General features: G+C 60.6%; 21 protein-coding genes. 18 read left to right on the top strand and 3 right to left on the bottom strand.

Annotated elements, in window-relative coordinates; translation table 11 throughout:
• Positions 1–258 precede the first annotated feature (258 nt).
• The 11 genes from CEW83_RS05075 to CEW83_RS05025 all read left to right on the top strand — a co-directional run bounded on the left by CEW83_RS05075 (position 259) and on the right by CEW83_RS05025 (position 8,012).
• Entirely contained in the window at positions 259–549 is a 291-nt protein-coding gene (locus tag CEW83_RS05075) for a hypothetical protein (protein ID WP_108948368.1), read from the top strand.
• 176 nt (positions 550–725) lie between these two features.
• On the top strand, positions 726–2,135 hold the full coding sequence (gene atpD / locus CEW83_RS05070) for a F0F1 ATP synthase subunit beta (RefSeq protein ID WP_108948367.1): 1,410 nt from the start codon (positions 726–728) through the stop codon (positions 2,133–2,135).
• A complete protein-coding gene (locus tag CEW83_RS05065; protein ID WP_108948366.1) occupies positions 2,132–2,521 on the top strand; it encodes a F0F1 ATP synthase subunit epsilon in 390 nt (129 codons plus the stop codon). Before atpD ends, CEW83_RS05065 begins: the two co-directional genes overlap by 4 nt.
• Entirely contained in the window at positions 2,514–2,858 is a 345-nt protein-coding gene (locus CEW83_RS05060) for an AtpZ/AtpI family protein (RefSeq protein ID WP_108948365.1), read from the top strand. The genes CEW83_RS05065 and CEW83_RS05060 overlap by 8 nt, the downstream gene beginning before the upstream one ends.
• A complete protein-coding gene (locus CEW83_RS05055) occupies positions 2,851–3,162 on the top strand; it encodes an ATP synthase subunit I (protein WP_108948364.1) in 312 nt (103 codons plus the stop codon). Before CEW83_RS05060 ends, CEW83_RS05055 begins: the two co-directional genes overlap by 8 nt.
• Entirely contained in the window at positions 3,152–3,865 is a 714-nt protein-coding gene (locus tag CEW83_RS05050) for a F0F1 ATP synthase subunit A (protein ID WP_108948363.1), read from the top strand. Before CEW83_RS05055 ends, CEW83_RS05050 begins: the two co-directional genes overlap by 11 nt.
• Positions 3,866–3,874: 9 nt before the next feature.
• On the top strand, positions 3,875–4,156 hold the full coding sequence (locus CEW83_RS05045; protein ID WP_108948362.1) for a F0F1 ATP synthase subunit C: 282 nt from the start codon (positions 3,875–3,877) through the stop codon (positions 4,154–4,156).
• A 3-nt stretch (positions 4,157–4,159) separates the two neighbouring features.
• A complete protein-coding gene (locus CEW83_RS05040; protein ID WP_108948361.1) occupies positions 4,160–5,023 on the top strand; it encodes a F0F1 ATP synthase subunit delta in 864 nt (287 codons plus the stop codon).
• On the top strand, positions 5,013–6,560 hold the full coding sequence (locus CEW83_RS05035; protein ID WP_108948360.1) for an alternate F1F0 ATPase, F1 subunit alpha: 1,548 nt from the start codon (positions 5,013–5,015) through the stop codon (positions 6,558–6,560). Before CEW83_RS05040 ends, CEW83_RS05035 begins: the two co-directional genes overlap by 11 nt.
• Positions 6,557–7,459, top strand: a complete 903-nt coding sequence (locus CEW83_RS05030) for a F0F1 ATP synthase subunit gamma (RefSeq protein ID WP_108948359.1) — start codon at positions 6,557–6,559, stop codon at positions 7,457–7,459. Before CEW83_RS05035 ends, CEW83_RS05030 begins: the two co-directional genes overlap by 4 nt.
• Positions 7,460–7,802: 343 nt before the next feature.
• Positions 7,803–8,012, top strand: a complete 210-nt coding sequence (locus CEW83_RS05025) for a hypothetical protein (protein WP_108948358.1) — start codon at positions 7,803–7,805, stop codon at positions 8,010–8,012.
• 468 nt (positions 8,013–8,480) lie between these two features.
• Here the strand turns inward: CEW83_RS05025 and CEW83_RS05020 are convergent, their stop codons facing one another.
• The gene (locus CEW83_RS05020) at positions 8,481–8,834 is read right to left on the bottom strand and encodes an HPF/RaiA family ribosome-associated protein (RefSeq protein WP_108948357.1); all 354 of its coding nucleotides are present in this window, start codon (positions 8,832–8,834) and stop codon (positions 8,481–8,483) included.
• Between the two features lie 569 nt (positions 8,835–9,403).
• On the opposite strand from CEW83_RS05020, the gene CEW83_RS05015 reads away from it, so the two are divergent.
• The 7 genes from CEW83_RS05015 (at position 9,404) to CEW83_RS04985 (ending at position 14,896) form a co-directional block, all read left to right on the top strand.
• Entirely contained in the window at positions 9,404–9,793 is a 390-nt protein-coding gene (locus CEW83_RS05015) for a DUF302 domain-containing protein (protein WP_108948356.1), read from the top strand.
• 45 nt (positions 9,794–9,838) lie between these two features.
• Complete coding sequence (locus CEW83_RS05010) at positions 9,839–10,060, top strand: SHOCT domain-containing protein (protein ID WP_108948355.1); 222 nt, start codon at positions 9,839–9,841, stop codon at positions 10,058–10,060.
• Positions 10,061–10,132: 72 nt separating this feature from the next.
• Entirely contained in the window at positions 10,133–12,553 is a 2,421-nt protein-coding gene (locus CEW83_RS05005) for a heavy metal translocating P-type ATPase (RefSeq protein ID WP_199915206.1), read from the top strand.
• 51 nt (positions 12,554–12,604) lie between these two features.
• Positions 12,605–13,474, top strand: a complete 870-nt coding sequence (locus CEW83_RS05000; RefSeq protein ID WP_108948354.1) for an ADP-polyphosphate phosphotransferase — start codon at positions 12,605–12,607, stop codon at positions 13,472–13,474.
• A 422-nt stretch (positions 13,475–13,896) separates the two neighbouring features.
• A complete protein-coding gene (locus CEW83_RS04995; protein WP_234418996.1) occupies positions 13,897–14,052 on the top strand; it encodes a hypothetical protein in 156 nt (51 codons plus the stop codon).
• Positions 14,053–14,099: 47 nt separating this feature from the next.
• On the top strand, positions 14,100–14,279 hold the full coding sequence (locus CEW83_RS04990; RefSeq protein ID WP_108951214.1) for a DUF3096 domain-containing protein: 180 nt from the start codon (positions 14,100–14,102) through the stop codon (positions 14,277–14,279).
• 326 nt (positions 14,280–14,605) lie between these two features.
• Positions 14,606–14,896, top strand: a complete 291-nt coding sequence (locus CEW83_RS04985; RefSeq protein WP_108948352.1) for a hypothetical protein — start codon at positions 14,606–14,608, stop codon at positions 14,894–14,896.
• Positions 14,897–15,245: 349 nt separating this feature from the next.
• On the opposite strand, the gene icmH is transcribed toward CEW83_RS04985, so the two are convergent.
• Positions 15,246–16,034 (bottom strand): type IVB secretion system protein IcmH/DotU, encoded by a 789-nt coding sequence (icmH, locus tag CEW83_RS04980; protein WP_199915205.1) that lies wholly within the window; start codon positions 16,032–16,034, stop codon positions 15,246–15,248.
• Entirely contained in the window at positions 16,031–17,374 is a 1,344-nt protein-coding gene (gene tssK, locus CEW83_RS04975; protein WP_108948351.1) for a type VI secretion system baseplate subunit TssK, read from the bottom strand. The genes icmH and tssK overlap by 4 nt, the downstream gene beginning before the upstream one ends.
• Positions 17,375–17,376 lie beyond the last annotated feature (2 nt).

The following is a 17,376-nucleotide window of genomic DNA, read 5'->3' as shown; positions in this document are numbered from 1 at the left end:
CGAAGACTGCGCAGGCTGAGGCTCGCATCATTGTGTGGCCTGCCAAACTGCACTGGCGCATCGTCTGGTCGTGCGGTTCACCAACCGCTCTGGTTGGTGGCACTTTGTGCGGAAACAGACAGACGAGGTTCGAAGTGGCCACTAGGCTGAAACCATCCACATCTGCGGCAGGTCACGATTTGCCTGCACGTGTTGTGCGGATGGCATGTGGGCCGAAACGTCTGCGGTGAATGCAGGATCGATTGAAGGAGAATCATCATGGGAAAACGCGAAGAGTATTTGGCACTGATGGAAAAGCAGTTGAACGAATGGAAAGCCAAGACTGAACCATTCAAGGCCAGCGCCGAGCAGTGGGAAGCGCAGATGAAGGCCCAGTACGAAAAAAATCTGGAAGCACTTCAGGCCAAACGTGAGGAAGCGTGGGAGAACCTTTCCACGCTGAAGAGTGCATCGGACGATGCTTGGGATCAGGTCAAGGCCAACATGGACAAGACTTGGGAAGACCTCAAGGCAAGCACCGAAAAGCTGACCAATCTGCACAAGAAATAAGCTGCTTGAAGGGTGATCTGGATGCGCCTTCGTCAGGTGCGCTATCTGCGTTATCAGATCACCCTGTGCTGGATCCGATGGCAACAGGCGGTGCAACCGCCGTCAGCGAGGCCTGGGTTAAATCCGGCTATTTGCGCCGGTAAGCAATCAGATTCCGATCAGCTGGGGCGAAGTCCATGGACACGAGTGCATGCACGCCGAATAGCGGAGAGGTCGTCTCAATCCGCGGCAGCGTTGTCGATGTCCGCTTCGACACCAATTTGCCACCGGTTCGGGCCTTGCTGCGGGCAGGCAGGGAAGGCCGGATCGCGATCGAGGTGATGGCCCATCTGGATGCCCATCAGGTGCGAGGAATCGCGTTGACACCCACGCAAGGTCTTGCTCGGGGCGCGACGGTGGAAGACACGGGTGGCCCCTTGATGGCGCCAGTGGGCAAGAATATCCGCTCGCGCATGTTCGATGTGTTCGGTCAAGCCATCGACCGTCTTCCGCCGCCGCAGGTCGAGTGGCGCAGCGTGCATCGGGCACCGCCTTCTCTGGCGCACCGTTCCGCGCGGTCCGAGGTGTTCGAAACCGGGATCAAGCTTATCGATGTGCTGATGCCGCTGGAGCGTGGTGGCAAGGCCGGCCTTTTCGGCGGTGCCGGTGTCGGCAAGACGGTGCTGCTCACCGAGATGATCCACAACATGGTTGGCCAGCACGCGGGTGTGAGCATCTTCTGCGGTATCGGCGAACGCTGCCGTGAGGGCGAAGAGCTTTATCGGGAGATGAAGACGGCGGGCGTGCTGGATAACATGGTGATGGTCTTCGGGCAGATGAACGAGCCGCCGGGCGCACGCTTTCGCGTCGGGCATGCCGCACTGACCATGGCCGAGTACTTTCGTGACGATGAGCATCGCGATGTGCTTCTGCTGGTCGACAACATCTTTCGCTTCATCCAGGCCGGCATGGAGATCTCCGGCATGATGGGGCAGATGCCTTCGCGCCTTGGCTACCAGCCGACCATGGGCACCGAACTGTCGGCGCTGGAAGAGCGCATCGCCAATACCGACAGTGGCGCAATCACTTCGATTCAGGCGGTGTACGTGCCGGCGGACGATTTCACCGATCCGGCTGCGGTGCACACGTTCTCCCACCTGTCCGCGTCCATCGTGCTGTCGCGCAAACGGGCGAGTGAGGGCTTGTATCCGGCCATCGATCCCTTGCAGTCCAACTCCCGCATGGCTGCACCGAGCATTATCGGCGAACGCCACTACGGTGTGGCCCAGGCCGTCCGGCGCACGCTGGCCCAGTATGCGGACCTGAAGGACATCATTGCCATGCTCGGTCTGGAACAGTTGTCGGTGCAGGACCGCAAGGTGGTGGCTCGCGCACGGCGACTGGAGCGCTTCCTGACCCAGCCCTTCTTCACCACCGAGCAGTTTTCCGGTCTCAAGGGGCGACTGGTCAGCCTTGATGATGCCCTGGACGGTTGCGAGCGCATCCTCGCCGACGAGTTCTCGGATGTGCCGGAGAGTGCGCTCTACATGATCGGCGCCGTCGATGAGGCACGGGCGGCCGCAAAAGCAGCGATGGCCACACCATGAATCTGAAAATTCTTCTTCCCGATCGCATCTTCGCCGAAAAGAGCAGTGTGTTGCGCATCGTTGCCGAATCGAGGGAGGGCGCCTTCGGCCTGCTGCCGCAGCGACTCGACTGCGTGCTGGCGCTGGTGCCGGGGATTCTGATTTTCGAGACAGCAGCTGAGGGCGAGGTATGCCTGGCGGTGGATCAGGGCGTGCTGGTCAAGGTCGGTGCCGAGGTCCGCGTCTCGGTGCGCAATGCAATTGGGGGTACGGACCTCGACGCACTGCGCGAGGCGGTCGTCAGCGAGTTTCAGGATCTGGACGAGCACGAAAGGAATGTGCGCGACGTGCTGACAAAACTCGAAGGTGGCTTCATCCGTCGCCTGGTGGCCTTCCATCATGAGTGAGGAACGCAAAATCCCGACCGACACCCCGGAGCGAGGGACGGAATTCACCCGTCAGGTGGAACGTAAGGTGGCCCGCAAGCTCAAGGCGAAACGCCAGGTTACCCGCACCATCTGGTTTGGATTGGGGATGATGGGCCTGGTGGGCTGGTCAGTGGCAGTGCCGGTGCTTGTCGGCGTTGGGTTCGGTTTCTGGCTGGATGCCAATTACCCAGTGGGCCATTCATGGACGCTGATGTTGATGCCCATCGGGCTGATCCTGGGGTGTTTCAACGCTTGGCGTTGGATATCGCGAGAAGGCAGCGAAATACGAGAGCAGGAGGAAGAAGGCGATGAATGAACTCCCCGGATTGGTTATTGCGCTGTGTGTGGGTATGGCATTGGGAACGTTCTTTTTTGGCGGCCTGTGGTGGACCCTGCGCCGGGCGGTGTCGTCCCCCTACGCGGCGCTGTGGATGTTTGCCAGCATGTTGGTTCGTACTGGCATCGTGTGTGCCGGTTTGCTCTGGGTTTGCGGGCCCGACTGGCAGCGCTGGCTGGCCGGTGTCCTCGGATTTCTCGTGGCCCGCCTTATCGCGACGCGGATTGCGCCTGCACCGGTACTGACGGCCACCATGACCCGGGAATCCCGCCATGCGCCTTAGTCCCGACGACATCATTCTGTGGCAATCCGGTGTTTTCAAGATCAACGCCACGATCGTTTTTACCTGGGGCCTGATGCTGGTTCTAGCCGTGGGCTCCCGTCTGGTTACCCGAAGGCTGTCGCGGGGGCTGACCCGCAGCCGTTGGCAGAACCTGCTTGAAATCATCGTTAGTGGCATCGAAAAGCAGATCGGTGAAGTCGGCCTCGCCGATCCGCGCAAGTACCTCGGGTTTCTGGGCAGCCTGTTCCTGTTCGTGGCGACGGCCAGCCTGTTCACCATCGTGCCTGGTTTCGAGCCACCGACCGGATCGTTGTCCACCACCACGGCGCTGGCGATCTGCGTCTTCGTTGCGGTGCCGCTGTTCGGCATCGCGGAGAGTGGCGTGGGGGCATATCTGGGGGCTTACATGAAACCCTCCTTCATCATGCTGCCCTTCAACATCATCAGTGAAGTGTCCCGCACGCTGGCGCTGGCGGCCCGTCTGTTCGGCAACATGATGAGCGGGACGATGATCCTCGCCATCCTGCTCACCATCACGCCCTTCCTGTTCCCGATTCTGCTCAGCGCCCTCGGACTGCTGACCGGCATGGTGCAGGCCTACATCTTCAGCATCCTTGCGGCCGTCTATATCGCCGCGGCCACGCGCAGCCGCAAGCCTGCACCCGGCCACGGGGACGCTACCCCCGCCAACAAAAGCCCCTAAGGAGCGCCCATGGACAGCATGACCCTCATCGCGATCGCCTCGATTGTCACCGCCGGACTCACCATCGCCATCGGCAGCATCGGACCGGCCCTGGGTGAGGGACGTGCAGTGGCCACGGCGCTGACCTCCCTGGCTCAGCAGCCCGATGCTGCTGCAACCATTACCCGCACCCTGTTCGTCGGCCTGGCCATGGTGGAGTCGGTAGCCATTTACTGCTTCGTGGTGGCGATGATTCTCCTGTTCGCCAATCCGTTCTGGAACCATGCCATCGCTCAGGTGGCGGGGAAGTGATTCATGCTGATTGACTGGTTTACTGTCGGCGCCCAGGTCCTGAACTTCCTCATCCTGGTGTGGCTGCTGAAGCGCTATCTATACCAGCCGATCCTTGATGCCATCGATGCCCGGGAGCAACGCATCGCGGAGGAACTGGCTCAGGCCGACGCGACCCGTGTCGAAGCGGAGCAGGCCCGGGAGCGCTTCCAGGCCAAATGCGATGACTTCGATAGACAGCGTGACGAGCTCTTGCGCCAGGCAGGTGCCGACGCCGACGCCGAACGCAAGCGCCTGCTCGACGTTGCGCGCAAGTCGGCGACGGACTTGAGCGCGCAGCGACAGGCCAGCCTGATGAAGGAATCCGACGGATTGTCGCAGGCGCTGCGCAGCCGGACCCAGCAAGAGGTCTTCGCGATCGCCCGCAAGACGCTGGCGGACCTCACCGGCGCAAGTCTCGAGGCGCGCATTGTTGATGTGCTGGTACAGCGCATGGCGGACGTCAGTGCCGACGACAGGGCCGCACTGGTTAAAGCGTTCCAGGCGTCGACGGCACCGGTGACCGTTCGCAGCGCCTTCGAGTTGCCGCATGCTGAACGCGAAGCCCTGAAGGCCGCGATCAAGAACAGCTTGGGCGTTACGCCTTCCCTGCAGTTCGAGACCGCACCCGAGGTGATCGGCGGCATCGAAATCGCCAGCGCCGGCCACCAACTGGACTGGAGCATCAATGGCTATCTCGACACGCTGCAGGCAGCAGTCAACGAGCTGATAAAGGTCGCTGTGCCGGTCGCAGCTGCGCCTGACGTGGAGCCCGGAGTGGAGGCTGACACCGCGCAAGACACCGACGAACCCGCGCCAGCAGCCGAAGCCCGAGGCGATGCAAACTGAGCATCTCGACACCGCCATCGAGCGGGCATTCGGCGCCATCAGCCAGGCGCGGGAGCTCTTCGAGCCCCGGCTCACGCTGCGCGAGGTGGGCACCGTCAGCCATGTAGCCGCCGGCATCGCCATGGTGTCCGGTCTGCCCGGCGTCGGCGCGGAGGAAATGTTGAAGTTTCCCGGCGACGTGTTCGGCATCGCATTCAACGTGGATGAAGCGCAGATAGGCGTGCTCCTTCTTGGCAGCTACTGGCAGCTCAAGGCCGGTGACCCTGTTAAACGACTGGGGAATGTGGCGGACGTGCCAGTAGGGGAGGGGCTGATCGGGCGTGTCATCGACCCCACGGGCCGCACGCTGGACGGCCAGGGCGCGCTGCTGGCCGACGCACGCCTGCCCGTCGAACGCCCGGCCGCGCACATAATGGATCGTGCGCCGGTCTCCGAACCCTTGCAGACCGGTATCAAGGTCATCGACGCACTGATCCCGGTTGGGCGCGGCCAGCGCGAATTGATCCTGGGCGATCGACAGACCGGCAAGACTGCAATCGCGGTGGATGCCATCCTCAACCAGCGCGGCAAGAACGTATTGTGCGTGTATTGTGCGATCGGTCAGCGTGCCTCTGGCGTGGCCAAGGTGATCGCCAGCCTGCGCGCTCACGACGCAATGGCCTACACCGTGGTGGTGGTCACCGAAGGTAACGATCCACCGGGTCTAGCCTACATCGCACCCTACGCAGCGACCAGCATCGCCGAGCATTTCATGGAACAGGGCCGTGACGTGCTGCTGGTGTATGACGATCTCACCCATCACGCTCGCGCCTATCGGGAGTTGTCGCTGCTGCTGCGCCGCCCTCCGGGCAGGGAGGCCTTTCCCGGCGACATTTTCTATATCCATTCCCGGCTGCTGGAGCGGGCCACCCACCTGCGCGCGGAATTGGGCGGCGGCTCGTTGACCGCGCTGCCAATCATTGAAACGGAAGCCCAGGACATTTCCGCCTACATCCCCACAAACCTGATTTCGATCACCGATGGGCAGATCGTTCTTTCCCCATCCCTGTTCGCGCTTGGGGTTTTGCCGGCGGTCGATGTGGGCATGTCGGTGTCACGCGTCGGCGGCAAGGCCCAGCGTGCCGCATACCGTGCGGTGGCGGGCGACCTCAAGCTGGCGTACGCACAGTTCGAGGAACTGGAAAGCTTTTCCCGCTTCGGTGCCCGTCTTGATGAAGACACCCGCAAACGGGTCACCCACGGTCAGCGCATTCGCGCCTGCCTCAAGCAACCGCAAGCTGCGCCAGTCCCGATGCTGGAGCAAATCAGTGTTCTGCTGGCCTTGACCTCGGGTCTGTTCGACACCGTGCCCGTGGATCAGATGACCGCCGCCGAACAGGCCGTGCGCGAGGCTGCAGTTGCAGTGCCCGATGATGTGCGGACGCGCCTGGATACTGCCGACACCATGAGCGACGACGATCGCGAAGCCATTCTCGACCTCGCTCGCGGGGCGGTCGCAGGCTTCCGCATCAGTTCACAACCCAAGGAGCAGGGATGAGCCAGACCGCCGCAAGCCTGCGCCACAAGATCGCGAGCGCTGGCGATCTGGAGGCCGTGGTGCGCACGATGAAGGCCATGGCGGCGTCCAGTATCGGCCAGTACGAAAACGCAGTGCAATCCCTGGACGAGTATTACCGTACGGTGCAACTCGGCCTTGCTGTCTGCTTGCGCGCCAGCGGCCCCTTGCTGGGCACGCCAGCAGCTCAGGGGCGAAAGGATGCTGCCATCGGTGCGGTGGTGTTCGGCTCTGACCAGGGGCTGGTGGGACAATTCAACGAGGATCTGCTGGAATTCGTCGTCGACCACCTCGGGAGGTTGCCCGGCCAAAAAGTGGTGCTCGCGGTTGGCGAGCGCATCCAGGCGCGCCTCGCGGAAGCCGGCCTGCCCGCCGGTAAAGCGTTTGCACTACCGAGCGCCATCGGTGCCATCACGCCCCTTGTGGGGCACATCCTGATTGAGCTCGAGGCCCGTCATGAAAAGGGCGAGATCGGTGACGTGTACCTGTTCCATAACAGTCCCAAGGCCGGCTCGCTGTATGACCAGGTCGCCCAGCACCTGCTGCCCCTGGACGAGGCGTGGCGCGTGGAGCTGGCCCGCGAACCCTGGACGACAATCAATCTGCCGGAGGCGCTGAACGGAATCCCGCAGACGCTGCCGGCCTTCCTGCGTGAGTTTCTGTTCGTGTCCCTGTTTCGCGGCTGCGCCCAATCGCTGGCCAGCGAAAACGCCAGCCGCCTTGCCGCCATGCAGCGTGCTGAAAAGAACATCGCGGAAACGATGGAAACGCTGAACCGAGACTTCCACCGCCTGCGCCAGAGCAGCATCGACGAGGAGCTGTTCGACGTTGTCGCGGGCTTCGAGGCCTTGTCGGGGACGCACGGCAATTCTGGTGTCTAGGTGTCCTGCATGACCAGTGGGTGACCGTAAAGCGGTCGTTCGAGTTGGGGCTTCGATGGTCCGGTCAGGGGCTGCTGCGCTTGCGTAATGCGTGATGCACCCACCGGCTGAATCCATCATCGGTTACTTGCCACTCAGCCGGGATTCGTTCGCAGCAGCACCTTTTCAATGTTGCGACTGACTCGGTGGAGGCCCGCGTACTTACGTTAGATAGCGTACAGACCTCGTCGAACTCCCGCACTAGCCTGATTGCTGACGGGTGCCCGGCAGCGTCCGCCTGGCTGCCAGCGAGGAGACGCATCGGGTCTTCGTCGCGAGTGGATAACCGTTTCATGAGGAGACCATGATGTTCAAGACAATCACTGCAACCTATGGCAACAAGACCGCCCTCACCAATGTCGTCGACGATCTGGTCAACGATGGGCTACCGCGCGAGAAGGTTTTCGCAGACGAGGACAAGCTGGAGGTCAAAGTCATCGTTCCGACCGCGACTGAATCGGGTATCACCGAACTGCTGAATCGTCACGATCCACTCAAGATCGCATCTGTGTAGCTCGGAGCATAAGCCGTCCCAGACGAGCACTGACACGGATGCTTCCGGTCGGTGCAGTTGGCTGGAAGACCAAAACGGCCCGGAAATGCTCTTGGTGTTGCGCGGCACATCGGACGGCTTGTAGCGGCGAAGGCCGGCCGCGCCGGTGGTGACCCACGCCGTCTACTTGGCTGACTGCGTCTTCGCCTTTGTGGCCGGCATGTAGTTGCCCAGCGGCGAAGCGTCCCGCAAATTTACTTGAACGCCTCGGTGCGTAAGCGCCTCGACATTTAGTGCCATCGAACCGATTTTCTCAGCAACGTCAGTTTTAATGCAGCCTTCGGTCGGCGCTTGCCGGCGCCCTCGATCCTCGGCCTCTCAACGCAGAAAAGCGCCTTGACGACGGTTTTCATTGTTCGGGGCGACTCACGGTTGCACAGGCAAAGGCATGTGAATTAATTCAGACACCGCCGATGCGCTCATTCTCAACTACTCGTCCTGTAGGTCCGTCGGCGCGCGCTCGTTATGCCTCGCATCGAGTCTCTCGAACTCACTGGCAAGGACGCGTTCAAGCTTGTGCAGCGCCCCCTGAATGGCTTGGTGTGCTGATCCGGCGCGGTCCTTCGCAACAACCGGTTCGCGTCCGGCCGTCCGGGCTTCGAGGGTGCAGTGAATATCGTCGGGACCGGACTTGCCGACGCCGTTGGCGTCGCTCACATGGGCTTCAATGCGTGTGATTCGTTCGCCGTAATGGCCTAACGCGTCCTTCACCACAGATTCAAGGTGGTCGGACATGGCCTGGCGTCCATCGATGTGGGTGTCTGTATTCAGCAGAATTTGCATGCTTGTCTCCGTGTGTTGTTGTAGATGTGCTGGCGAGCATATCTTGTGGAGCCACCTTACCTGCCGTGGGGCCGTGACTTCGGTTCGGCAGCGCACACGGCGGTGCCCGTCTTCGGTGCCGTTGGGACAGGTGCTAGTTCCTGACCGTCCGGCAAACATGGCCTTGATGCGGTCGAGCGAGGCGACCACGAGCTCGCAGGTGGCTTGAACCTTTGGTCCCATCGAACCCGTCGCGCACGTCTGCCGCGCCTGCGGTGTGTTCCCATGGATTTCGCGTTTGCCGCCACGTCGTGCTGTGATGGTCTTCCGAGCATGCACGTGCGGTAACGAACGGACGGACCACGACCAAGCATGAAACATTGCAGTGTAACGACATAGATTGGGGCCTGCGGGGGCGTCGAACGACGGTTCAGCACAGGTCGGCGAACCGATGCATGCCGCGCACTGAACTTGATCGACCTCCAGGCAACGAGCACTCAGGAGGGGCTTGATCAGCGTGCGAACGACCCAACGCAGCGCAGAACCTGGACAGCCGATGGCTGGCCAGCACTCAACCGAGGAGCATATTCATGTACGGATTCAGCACCCATCTCAAACTTCCCTTCGATACGGCCATCGAGAAAGTCATTGCCGCCCTGAAGCAGGAGGGCTTCGGTGTATTGACCGATATCGACGTCAAGGCCACCCTTAAGTCCAAGCTCGATATCGAGCGCCGGTCTTACCGGATTCTGGGGGCGTGCAACCCTGGGCTTGCCCACCGAGCTATCGAGGCCGACCCGGATATTGGTTTGCTGCTGCCATGCAATGTGGTGGTGCGGGAGCAAGGCAATGGCGGCGTCGATGTAGTGTTTATGGATCCCGACGTCGTATTGCAGTTGGTGGACAACAAAGACGTGCACGCGCTCGGCAAGGAGGCGCGTGCTTTGCTGCGAAAGGTCTGCGTCAGCCTCAGTGCATGACCCTCAGCGTTGTCGCCTGTTTGATACCGCCAACAGGAACGAACCATGTATGGATATGAACACGGCAGTATGGTTTGGGGATGGCCAATCATGTTTTTCATGTGGCTGATTCCCATTTTGCTGATTGCCCTGGTGGTGTGGCTGTTCATCGGGCGACGGACGGGCCGAGTGCAGCCGAGTGCCCGCGAGATCCTCGATTCGCGCTATGCCGAGGGCAAAATCGAACGGGATGAATACATCAAACGGCTCGAAGATCTTAAGCGATAGCGCCAGCGACGTTGAGCACGGTGGTCCGCCAAGCCGATCGCGCAAGGTCGGGATTCGCGGAAGGAGATAGCAGTGAATAGCGACATCCATTCGACGCACGACCACAGCCCTGAAGCGGAGGGCGCAGCAACCGCAATGGACCCCGTCTGTGGCATGTCGGTGGTGCTTGGGGAAGGAAAACCCAGCCTTGAGCACGCAGGCAAGGACTATCACTTCTGCTCGACAAAATGTCGGGACACATTTCGGGCAGAGCCCGCTGCTTATCTGGACGATAGAGCGAAAGAGGAAGGTGGCCAGAAGAAGGACGCTGTCGCTGCTCCGGAGGGGACGCAATACACCTGTCCGATGCATCCGGAGATTGTGCGGGAGGCGTCGGGCAGTTGTCCCAAGTGCGGCATGCCACTGGTGCCGATGGCCGGCACGGGTGAGAGTGATGACACCGAACTGCGTGACCTGAAGCGGCGACTGTGGATCGGCATTGCCTTGTCCGCCCCCTTGTTCGTGCTTGCCATGGCGCCCATGGTGGGCCTGCAGGACCTGTTTGGTGTGGAGCCGAGAGCTCGCGGCTGGATCGAGTTCGTGCTCGGGACGCCTGTCGTGCTGTGGGTTGGCTGGCCGATCCTGAAGAAGTTCTGGCTGTCTCTGGCTCACTGGTCGCTGAACATGTACACCCTGATCGGCCTTGGCGTGGGACTGGCGTATTTGTTCAGCCTGGCAGCGGTGCTCCTTCCCGGACTGTTTCCACCTGAGTTTCACGAGCACGACGGTGCCGTGCATACCTATTTCGAGGCGGCTGCAGTTATCGTGACCCTGGTCGTTCTCGGTGATTTCCTGCAGTTGCGTGCGATGGGCCGAACCAGTCGTGCAATCCAGCAACTGCTTGAGCTGGCGCCCAACCTCGCCTGGCGCGTGGGTGAGGACGGCAGTGAGGAGCAGGTGCCGCTGGAAAGCGTCGCGGTGGGCGACCATCTGCGGGTAAAGCCGGGCGACAAGGTGCCGGTGGACGGCATCGTTATTGAAGGAAACGGCCGGGTGGACGAATCGATGATGACCGGCGAACCGGTGCCGGTGGCCAAGGCGCCTGACGACAAGGTCGTGGGGGCTACCGTGAACGGCAATGGCAGCTTGCTCGTTCGTGCCGAGCGCGTGGGGTCGGACGCCTTGTTGGCGCGCATTGTAAACATGGTCAGCGAGGCCCAGCGCACTCGTGCCCCAATTCAGCGCTTCGCCGATGTGGTGGCGGCGTACTTTGTGCAGATTGTGGTGGCAGTTGCCGTGGTGACTGCAGTCGTGTGGTGGTTCTTTGGTCCGGAGCCCCGTTTCGCCTATGCCTTCATCAATGCAGTGGCAGTACTGATTGTGGCCTGCCCCTGTGCAGTCGGGTTGGCCACGCCCATCTCCATGACCGTATCCATGGGGCAGGGCGCCCGCGCCGGTATCCTGTTCCGCAATGCCGAAGCGCTGGAGCGCATGCGCGACATCGACACACTCGTGGTGGATAAGACCGGCACCCTGACTTTGGGCCATCCGGCCCTCACCGACATCCTGGTCGACGGCCTCGCCGAGGACGAAGCGCTCGCGCTTGTCGCCGGGGTGGAGCAGCTGTCCGAACATCCAATTGCCCAGGCTATCGTCGAAGGCGCAAAAGCACGCAGCCTCAGGCCAGGGACTGCAGAGGGCTTCGAGGCGATCAACGGGCTGGGTGTGCTGGCCGATGTCGGTGGCCGGCGGGTACTGATCGGCAGTCAGGATTTTCTCAAGCAGCGGGACGTCGACAGCGAGGCCTGGCGTGTGCGTGCAGAAGCCTGGCGCGACGAAGCTAAGAGCGTGGTGTTCTTTGCCGTCGACGGCGTTGCGGTTGGCATCGCAGCGGTGGCCGACCCGATCAAGGAGGGCAGCAAGGAGGCGATTGCGGGGCTCACGAAATCTGGCATCCGCGTCGTCATGCTCACAGGTGACGCAAGGCGCACGGCTGAGGCTGTCGCCCGCCAACTCCATATCGACGAAATCCTCGCTGAAGTCCTGCCTGAGGACAAAGCCGGCCATGTGAAGCGCCTGCAGGCAGAGGGGCGCAAGGTTGCCATGGCGGGAGATGGCATCAACGACGCGCCGGCACTCGCGCAGGCGGATGTGGGCATCGCGATGGGGTCCGGTACCGATGTGGCCATGGAGAGCGCGGGGGTGACGCTGGTCAAGGGCGATTTGCGTGGTATCGCGCGCGCCGTCGTGCTGTCCCGCGCCACGATGCGCAACATTCGCCAGAACCTCGGCTTTGCCTTCGGCTACAACGCGCTCGGCATCCCGATCGCTGCCGGTGTGCTTTATCCGGCCTTCGGCCTGCTTCTGTCGCCGGTTCTGGCCGGTGCCGCGATGGCCATGAGTTCGGTGTCGGTGGTGACCAATGCGCTGCGCCTGAATCGCGTCAGCCTGGATCTTGCATCCGAAGTCGATTCGAAGGGACTACAAGCCGTACCCGGAAAAGCCGATTCGTGAGCGTGGAGCGCCGTCGCTCCAGGTCGCGCCGCTTATTCAAGGAGAAAAAGCATGAAGATCAAGACAAAGGACTTTCGCGTCCCCGAGGGCGACAAGATGAAGCTTCGAAAGTGGGACACGAAGGTGGACCGCTTATACAAATCAAAGCGGGACTATAAAAAGACCCTCAAGAAGCATGTCGGCAAGCTCAGTGACCTGCAGCGGATGCTCTACGCATCCAACCGTTATGCGGTGCTGGTGGTCTTCCAGGCGATGGATGCGGCGGGCAAAGATGGGGCGATTCGGCATGTGATGTCGGGTATCAATCCGCAAGGCTGCCAGGTTTTCAGCTTCAAGCATCCTTCCCCTACCGAATTGCAACACGACTTTCTCTGGCGGAGCACCCGCGACTTGCCCGAACGGGGTCGGATCGGCATCTTCAACCGATCCTATTACGAGGAGGTTCTGATCGCCCGTGTTCATCCCGGAATTCTGCTCAGCGAGGGAATTCCCGACGCACCGTCGGACGCGGAGGCGGTCTGGCACGAGCGCTATCGATCCATTACCAATCTGGAGCGGCACCTGCACTGCAACGGAACCCGTATCGTGAAGTTCTTTCTTCACATGTCCGAGGATGAGCAGCGGAAGCGCTTCCTTGATCGTATTGACGAGCCGGAAAAAAACTGGAAATTCAGCCTTGCCGACATCGAGGAGCGCAGGTTCTGGGATCAGTACATCACGGCCTATGAGGATTGCCTTGGCGCTACCAGTACCCGCGAATCGCCCTGGTATGTGATCCCCGCAGACGACAAGAAGAATGCTCGCCTGATGATTGCCCAAGTCATGCTGGATATCTTCGAGGACCTCAAGCTGAGCTATCCCGAGACGAGTGACAAGCGCCACGACGAACTGCTCGAAATCCGCAAGCAACTCAAGAGCTGAGATTTCCGCCAACACAGCGTTACCGCTTATAGCTTGAGCGCCTGCCTAAAGCGTCACTTCGTAGCCGTCACCGCTCCCGGACGGATGATGCAAGCTTGGCGAGATGGCGTCCGAAGCAGCCTGGAACTGGTGCACTGGGCCCACGAATCTGCGGACAGGGCTCGTGCAATCCGTGTGCGCACGACAAAGGACCTGTCAGACATTAGTCCGGTAGTTCCTTTACCGAAACGCCCCCTGCGCAACGGGGGCAGACCGAGGCTGGTCTCGAGGGCTATAGCCGTCCAGGTGCGCCAACGAACAGTGCCCTCTGTGCAATCAGCGTACATCTGACTCTGCGAAATGCAAGGTTCGCAACAAGGGCTGCAAGCTGAACGAGCGCTCGGATAAAAGTCCCACTTATAACCGGATTCCTTCGGGTCGTTATGGGCGCAGCCATGCTGGTTTGCCAAACGCTCGACAACACGACGACCGAAGAGGTCCTGCGAATCGGGCCGGTCGCGGCGACCGCCGAACAGATGCAAACCGATGCGCTCTTGCCGCTCATCGGCTGGCTGTTGGTCGGCGGCGGTGAATGTTAGGTGGTGTTTGCAACATGCTCAGGTACAAACTGAAAAAAGGAGTCTTCATGAATATCCACCGTGGGCTTGCTCCGCTGGTGTCGCTGTTCGCCGGCATCCTGATTCTTGTGGTGCCCCGGCTGTTGAAAGAGATTGTCGCAATTTGCTTGATAGCTATTGGCCTGTTCGGCGTCTTTGGTGCTGGAGCGTTCAACCTCCGCTGCCTCAGGCCCGGAGAGTGTGCATGAAGCGATTCAAGATTCTCTGAACTGGCGTTGCTTCCATGAATGCGATGAACATGCTGGTCAGTCATCCTGTTCCCAGAGCAGAGTTTGCAGCCTTGCTCGGTGATCGCGCATCTCGTCACTGAGGCTGCATCCTGGTCGATCATTGCCCTGAAACAGATTTCTGCGGGTATTGATATCCAGTGCGCTCTCTATACGGCAACGAACAGACGAGATCAGGCAATCGGCTCAGGCTCACTATGGCTTATACCGCAGACGCTCGCCGCAATGTTTCATCTTTAATGCACTGCGGGCGACTGCTTCCTGCCCCCTCAGCAATTAGGCCCATCATGGACAAGAGCCCATTTACGATCGAAATTGCACAGACGTTTCACCGTCGCATTGCGTCGATTGTTGATCGCGTTCAGGTTGGAATCTGGAACGTCGGAACAAGAGATCTGCTCGGCTTCGACTCAGACTTCGGATTCGGTCAACAGCACGGTTTCCAGTCTCTGGTTCTGAAAACCTGTCACCGATCAACCCGCCTGCGCCTGCCTTGGGAAACCCTGCTCGGTGACAGTGCAGAGGACCGGAAAAGCGTAGATGAAGCTATCGAAAACGCAATCAAGGCACTCACTTAACAATGCGTCTGAACGCAGTTATGACTTACTGCGGGGGCCTATGCTTGAGACCGCGCTGATCGGGAAATTCCACTCTCGTGCTCCTCGCGGTTTCGGTATCGGGTTTGTCATTGCGAGAGATCTTGCTGCGGCATTCGGTGTGCAGTCGGTAATAATGTGAATCGCTCCGTTGGCCATCCCGCGTTCGCCTTGGAGCAGATCCGTAGCGCCTGCCGAACGGCACCAACACATCGTGGTGCACGGCTGCCAGCTTTATCGCAATCAGGCAGACGCCTTAACTTTCGGATGGTCGCCGATCGGGGTCAGGTGAATCGTTTCCGTTTCCTCAGATAGCCGTATCTGCGCTCGCTCAGGGCAGTGTGATGGTGATGCTTGGCGGGTTTCGATTAAAGCTGACCACGCTTGAATGAAGCGCGAGCTCTTCGCGGGTCAGGTTGTCGGTCGTTGTCTTGACGCCGATATAGGCAAACAGGGCTGCGAGCGCGAGTACTGAGCCGACGACCCAGAAGGGTACTTCGTGGCGAAGGGTATGGGCGACGCTGTCCGTCGCTCGCCAGTGCGGTGCAAATCCGACGTGTCTGCCCCTGATGTGCTCGATCTGGTTACCGAGCTGGCTGGTGAGATAGTTGAGTTTTTCCGCGCCTTCGATCCGGTACTTGCCCTTGAACCCGAGCAGCAGACACATGTGGAAGACGTCCAGGCTGGGCAGGCGCGCCTTGCCTTTATCGCGGGCCCTCTCCAGTCGGTCGAAGAAGTGCTCTCCGGCCAGTTGATCGCCGAACAGGGTCAGCTGAAGGGGGTGGCGCTCCCAGGCGTCGCGAAGCGGAAAGTTCGACGACAGTACCGCCTCATCGACCAGCGCACTGAAGGCGTACTTCGAGTCGAAGATGTCATCTGGCGAGTAATCGTCCTTTTTGGCCTGACGTTCGAACTCAGTGAGGAAGGCCGTCACCCGATCGGAGAAGTCGGCACAGGTCGTCGGTGACTTCCCGTTGCGTAACAGGAAGACCATGTAGAAACCTTCGTAGAGAAGGTCGACCAGGGTCGGCTTCGGGGCCGCATCATGCGTGCGTTCAATGGGTGTGTGCTCCCCCGGCGGATGCATGGAGCCGGTCAGTGAGGGGATGGGGGAGGTCATGATGAGAGTGCGATGAGTTCAAGACTGAGGTCTTGATAGTTGGAGGGCGCATAAATGGTGATGGCCTGTGCCTTCAGCATCCGCTGGTAGAGCGCGCCCTTTGAATCAAGGGCAAAATAGCAGGTGCCGGGGCGGACCGGTATTGCGCTTGGCACTTGCGGCGTATGGGTCAGTTGCACACCGCTGAGTGCGGACAGCACGAGTTTCTCGACGTCGTCAGGGGCGCCGATTTTCATTCGCAGGGGAACGGATTCGATCAGTTCGGAAAGGGGCTGGTTTGCCCTGACTGCCAGATAGAACAGCGAGTCGGGTGTGATCTTTCCCGAATCGAGCCGGCCGGTATGGAAAGCGGGTTTTGATTCGTGCAGCGCGATGCTGAAACAGCGGGCCGAAATCACGGTTTCCAGCAATGACCGCAGTATTTCGTCGATACGAACAAACGACTGCCCGGGGTGCGCATGATCGTAGGCGGGCAGATCGGACAATTGATGTTGTCTGGAAAAGGTCATCAGGCTACCTCCTAGTCTGAGCAATTCCTGAAACAGGCGCTCGGGATGGACCATTGGCGCATGGCGCAAATGAGACAGGGCAGCGTAGGCGCTGCTGACCGTGTGCTGAAGCCAGAACGAAGCATGATCGCCAGATCTGAACTCGATGACCGATTGCGATGGCTCCCGGTGCAAGCCATGCAAGGCGTGCGATTTTGCCTCGAGTGAATCGAGCAGGCCCTGAAGGCGGGACAACAGGCGCGGAGATGCGCCGATGCGGGTTGTGGGAGGCATGAACTCCGGATCGCATTCGTATGCACCGCCCGGGGTCTTGCGTACCCGCAGGACCGGAAGGTTCTGGTAGGAGTCGAGTGTTTCGAGCACTGACTTCAGTACGCCGCGCTTGCGTAGCACGGATACCTCGGCTTCCACCGCGTCGGTGCATCGATCGGACAGACTGATCGGTGTAATGATGAAACGGGTTTCGGCTGTCTGTGCGTCCTCGGCTGCGCAGTTGCTGCCATGTCTCTGGAGATGCCTGATGCCGAGGTGAAACTCGGTGGCGCCGTCGCTGAAGCGGGCGCGGTCGAGCATTACGGGCTCCGGCAAGCGGTCGATCTGCGGCGCCCGGTACGTTTCGCCGTCCTCGAATACGACGTCTGCACAGTTGAGACGGAGGATGCCGCTCGACAGTGCGTCGAGATCCACCTCCAGCTTGCGAATCCCCCAGCCATAGGGCTGCGCACAGAGAAGTGCGTTGCGGCTGAGGGATTCCAGGTATGCATCCTGTTGCTGAAAGTGCTGCGGCCGGAGAAACAGACCTTCACCCCAGAGTACTTTTGACGTGTCCATGA

Source organism: Parazoarcus communis, from assembly GCF_003111645.1.
Taxonomy (GTDB): Bacteria; Pseudomonadota; Gammaproteobacteria; order Burkholderiales; family Rhodocyclaceae; genus Parazoarcus; species Parazoarcus communis_A.
Note: the sequence above shows the minus strand (reverse complement) of the source record. Positions and strands in the feature narration are given on the sequence as shown.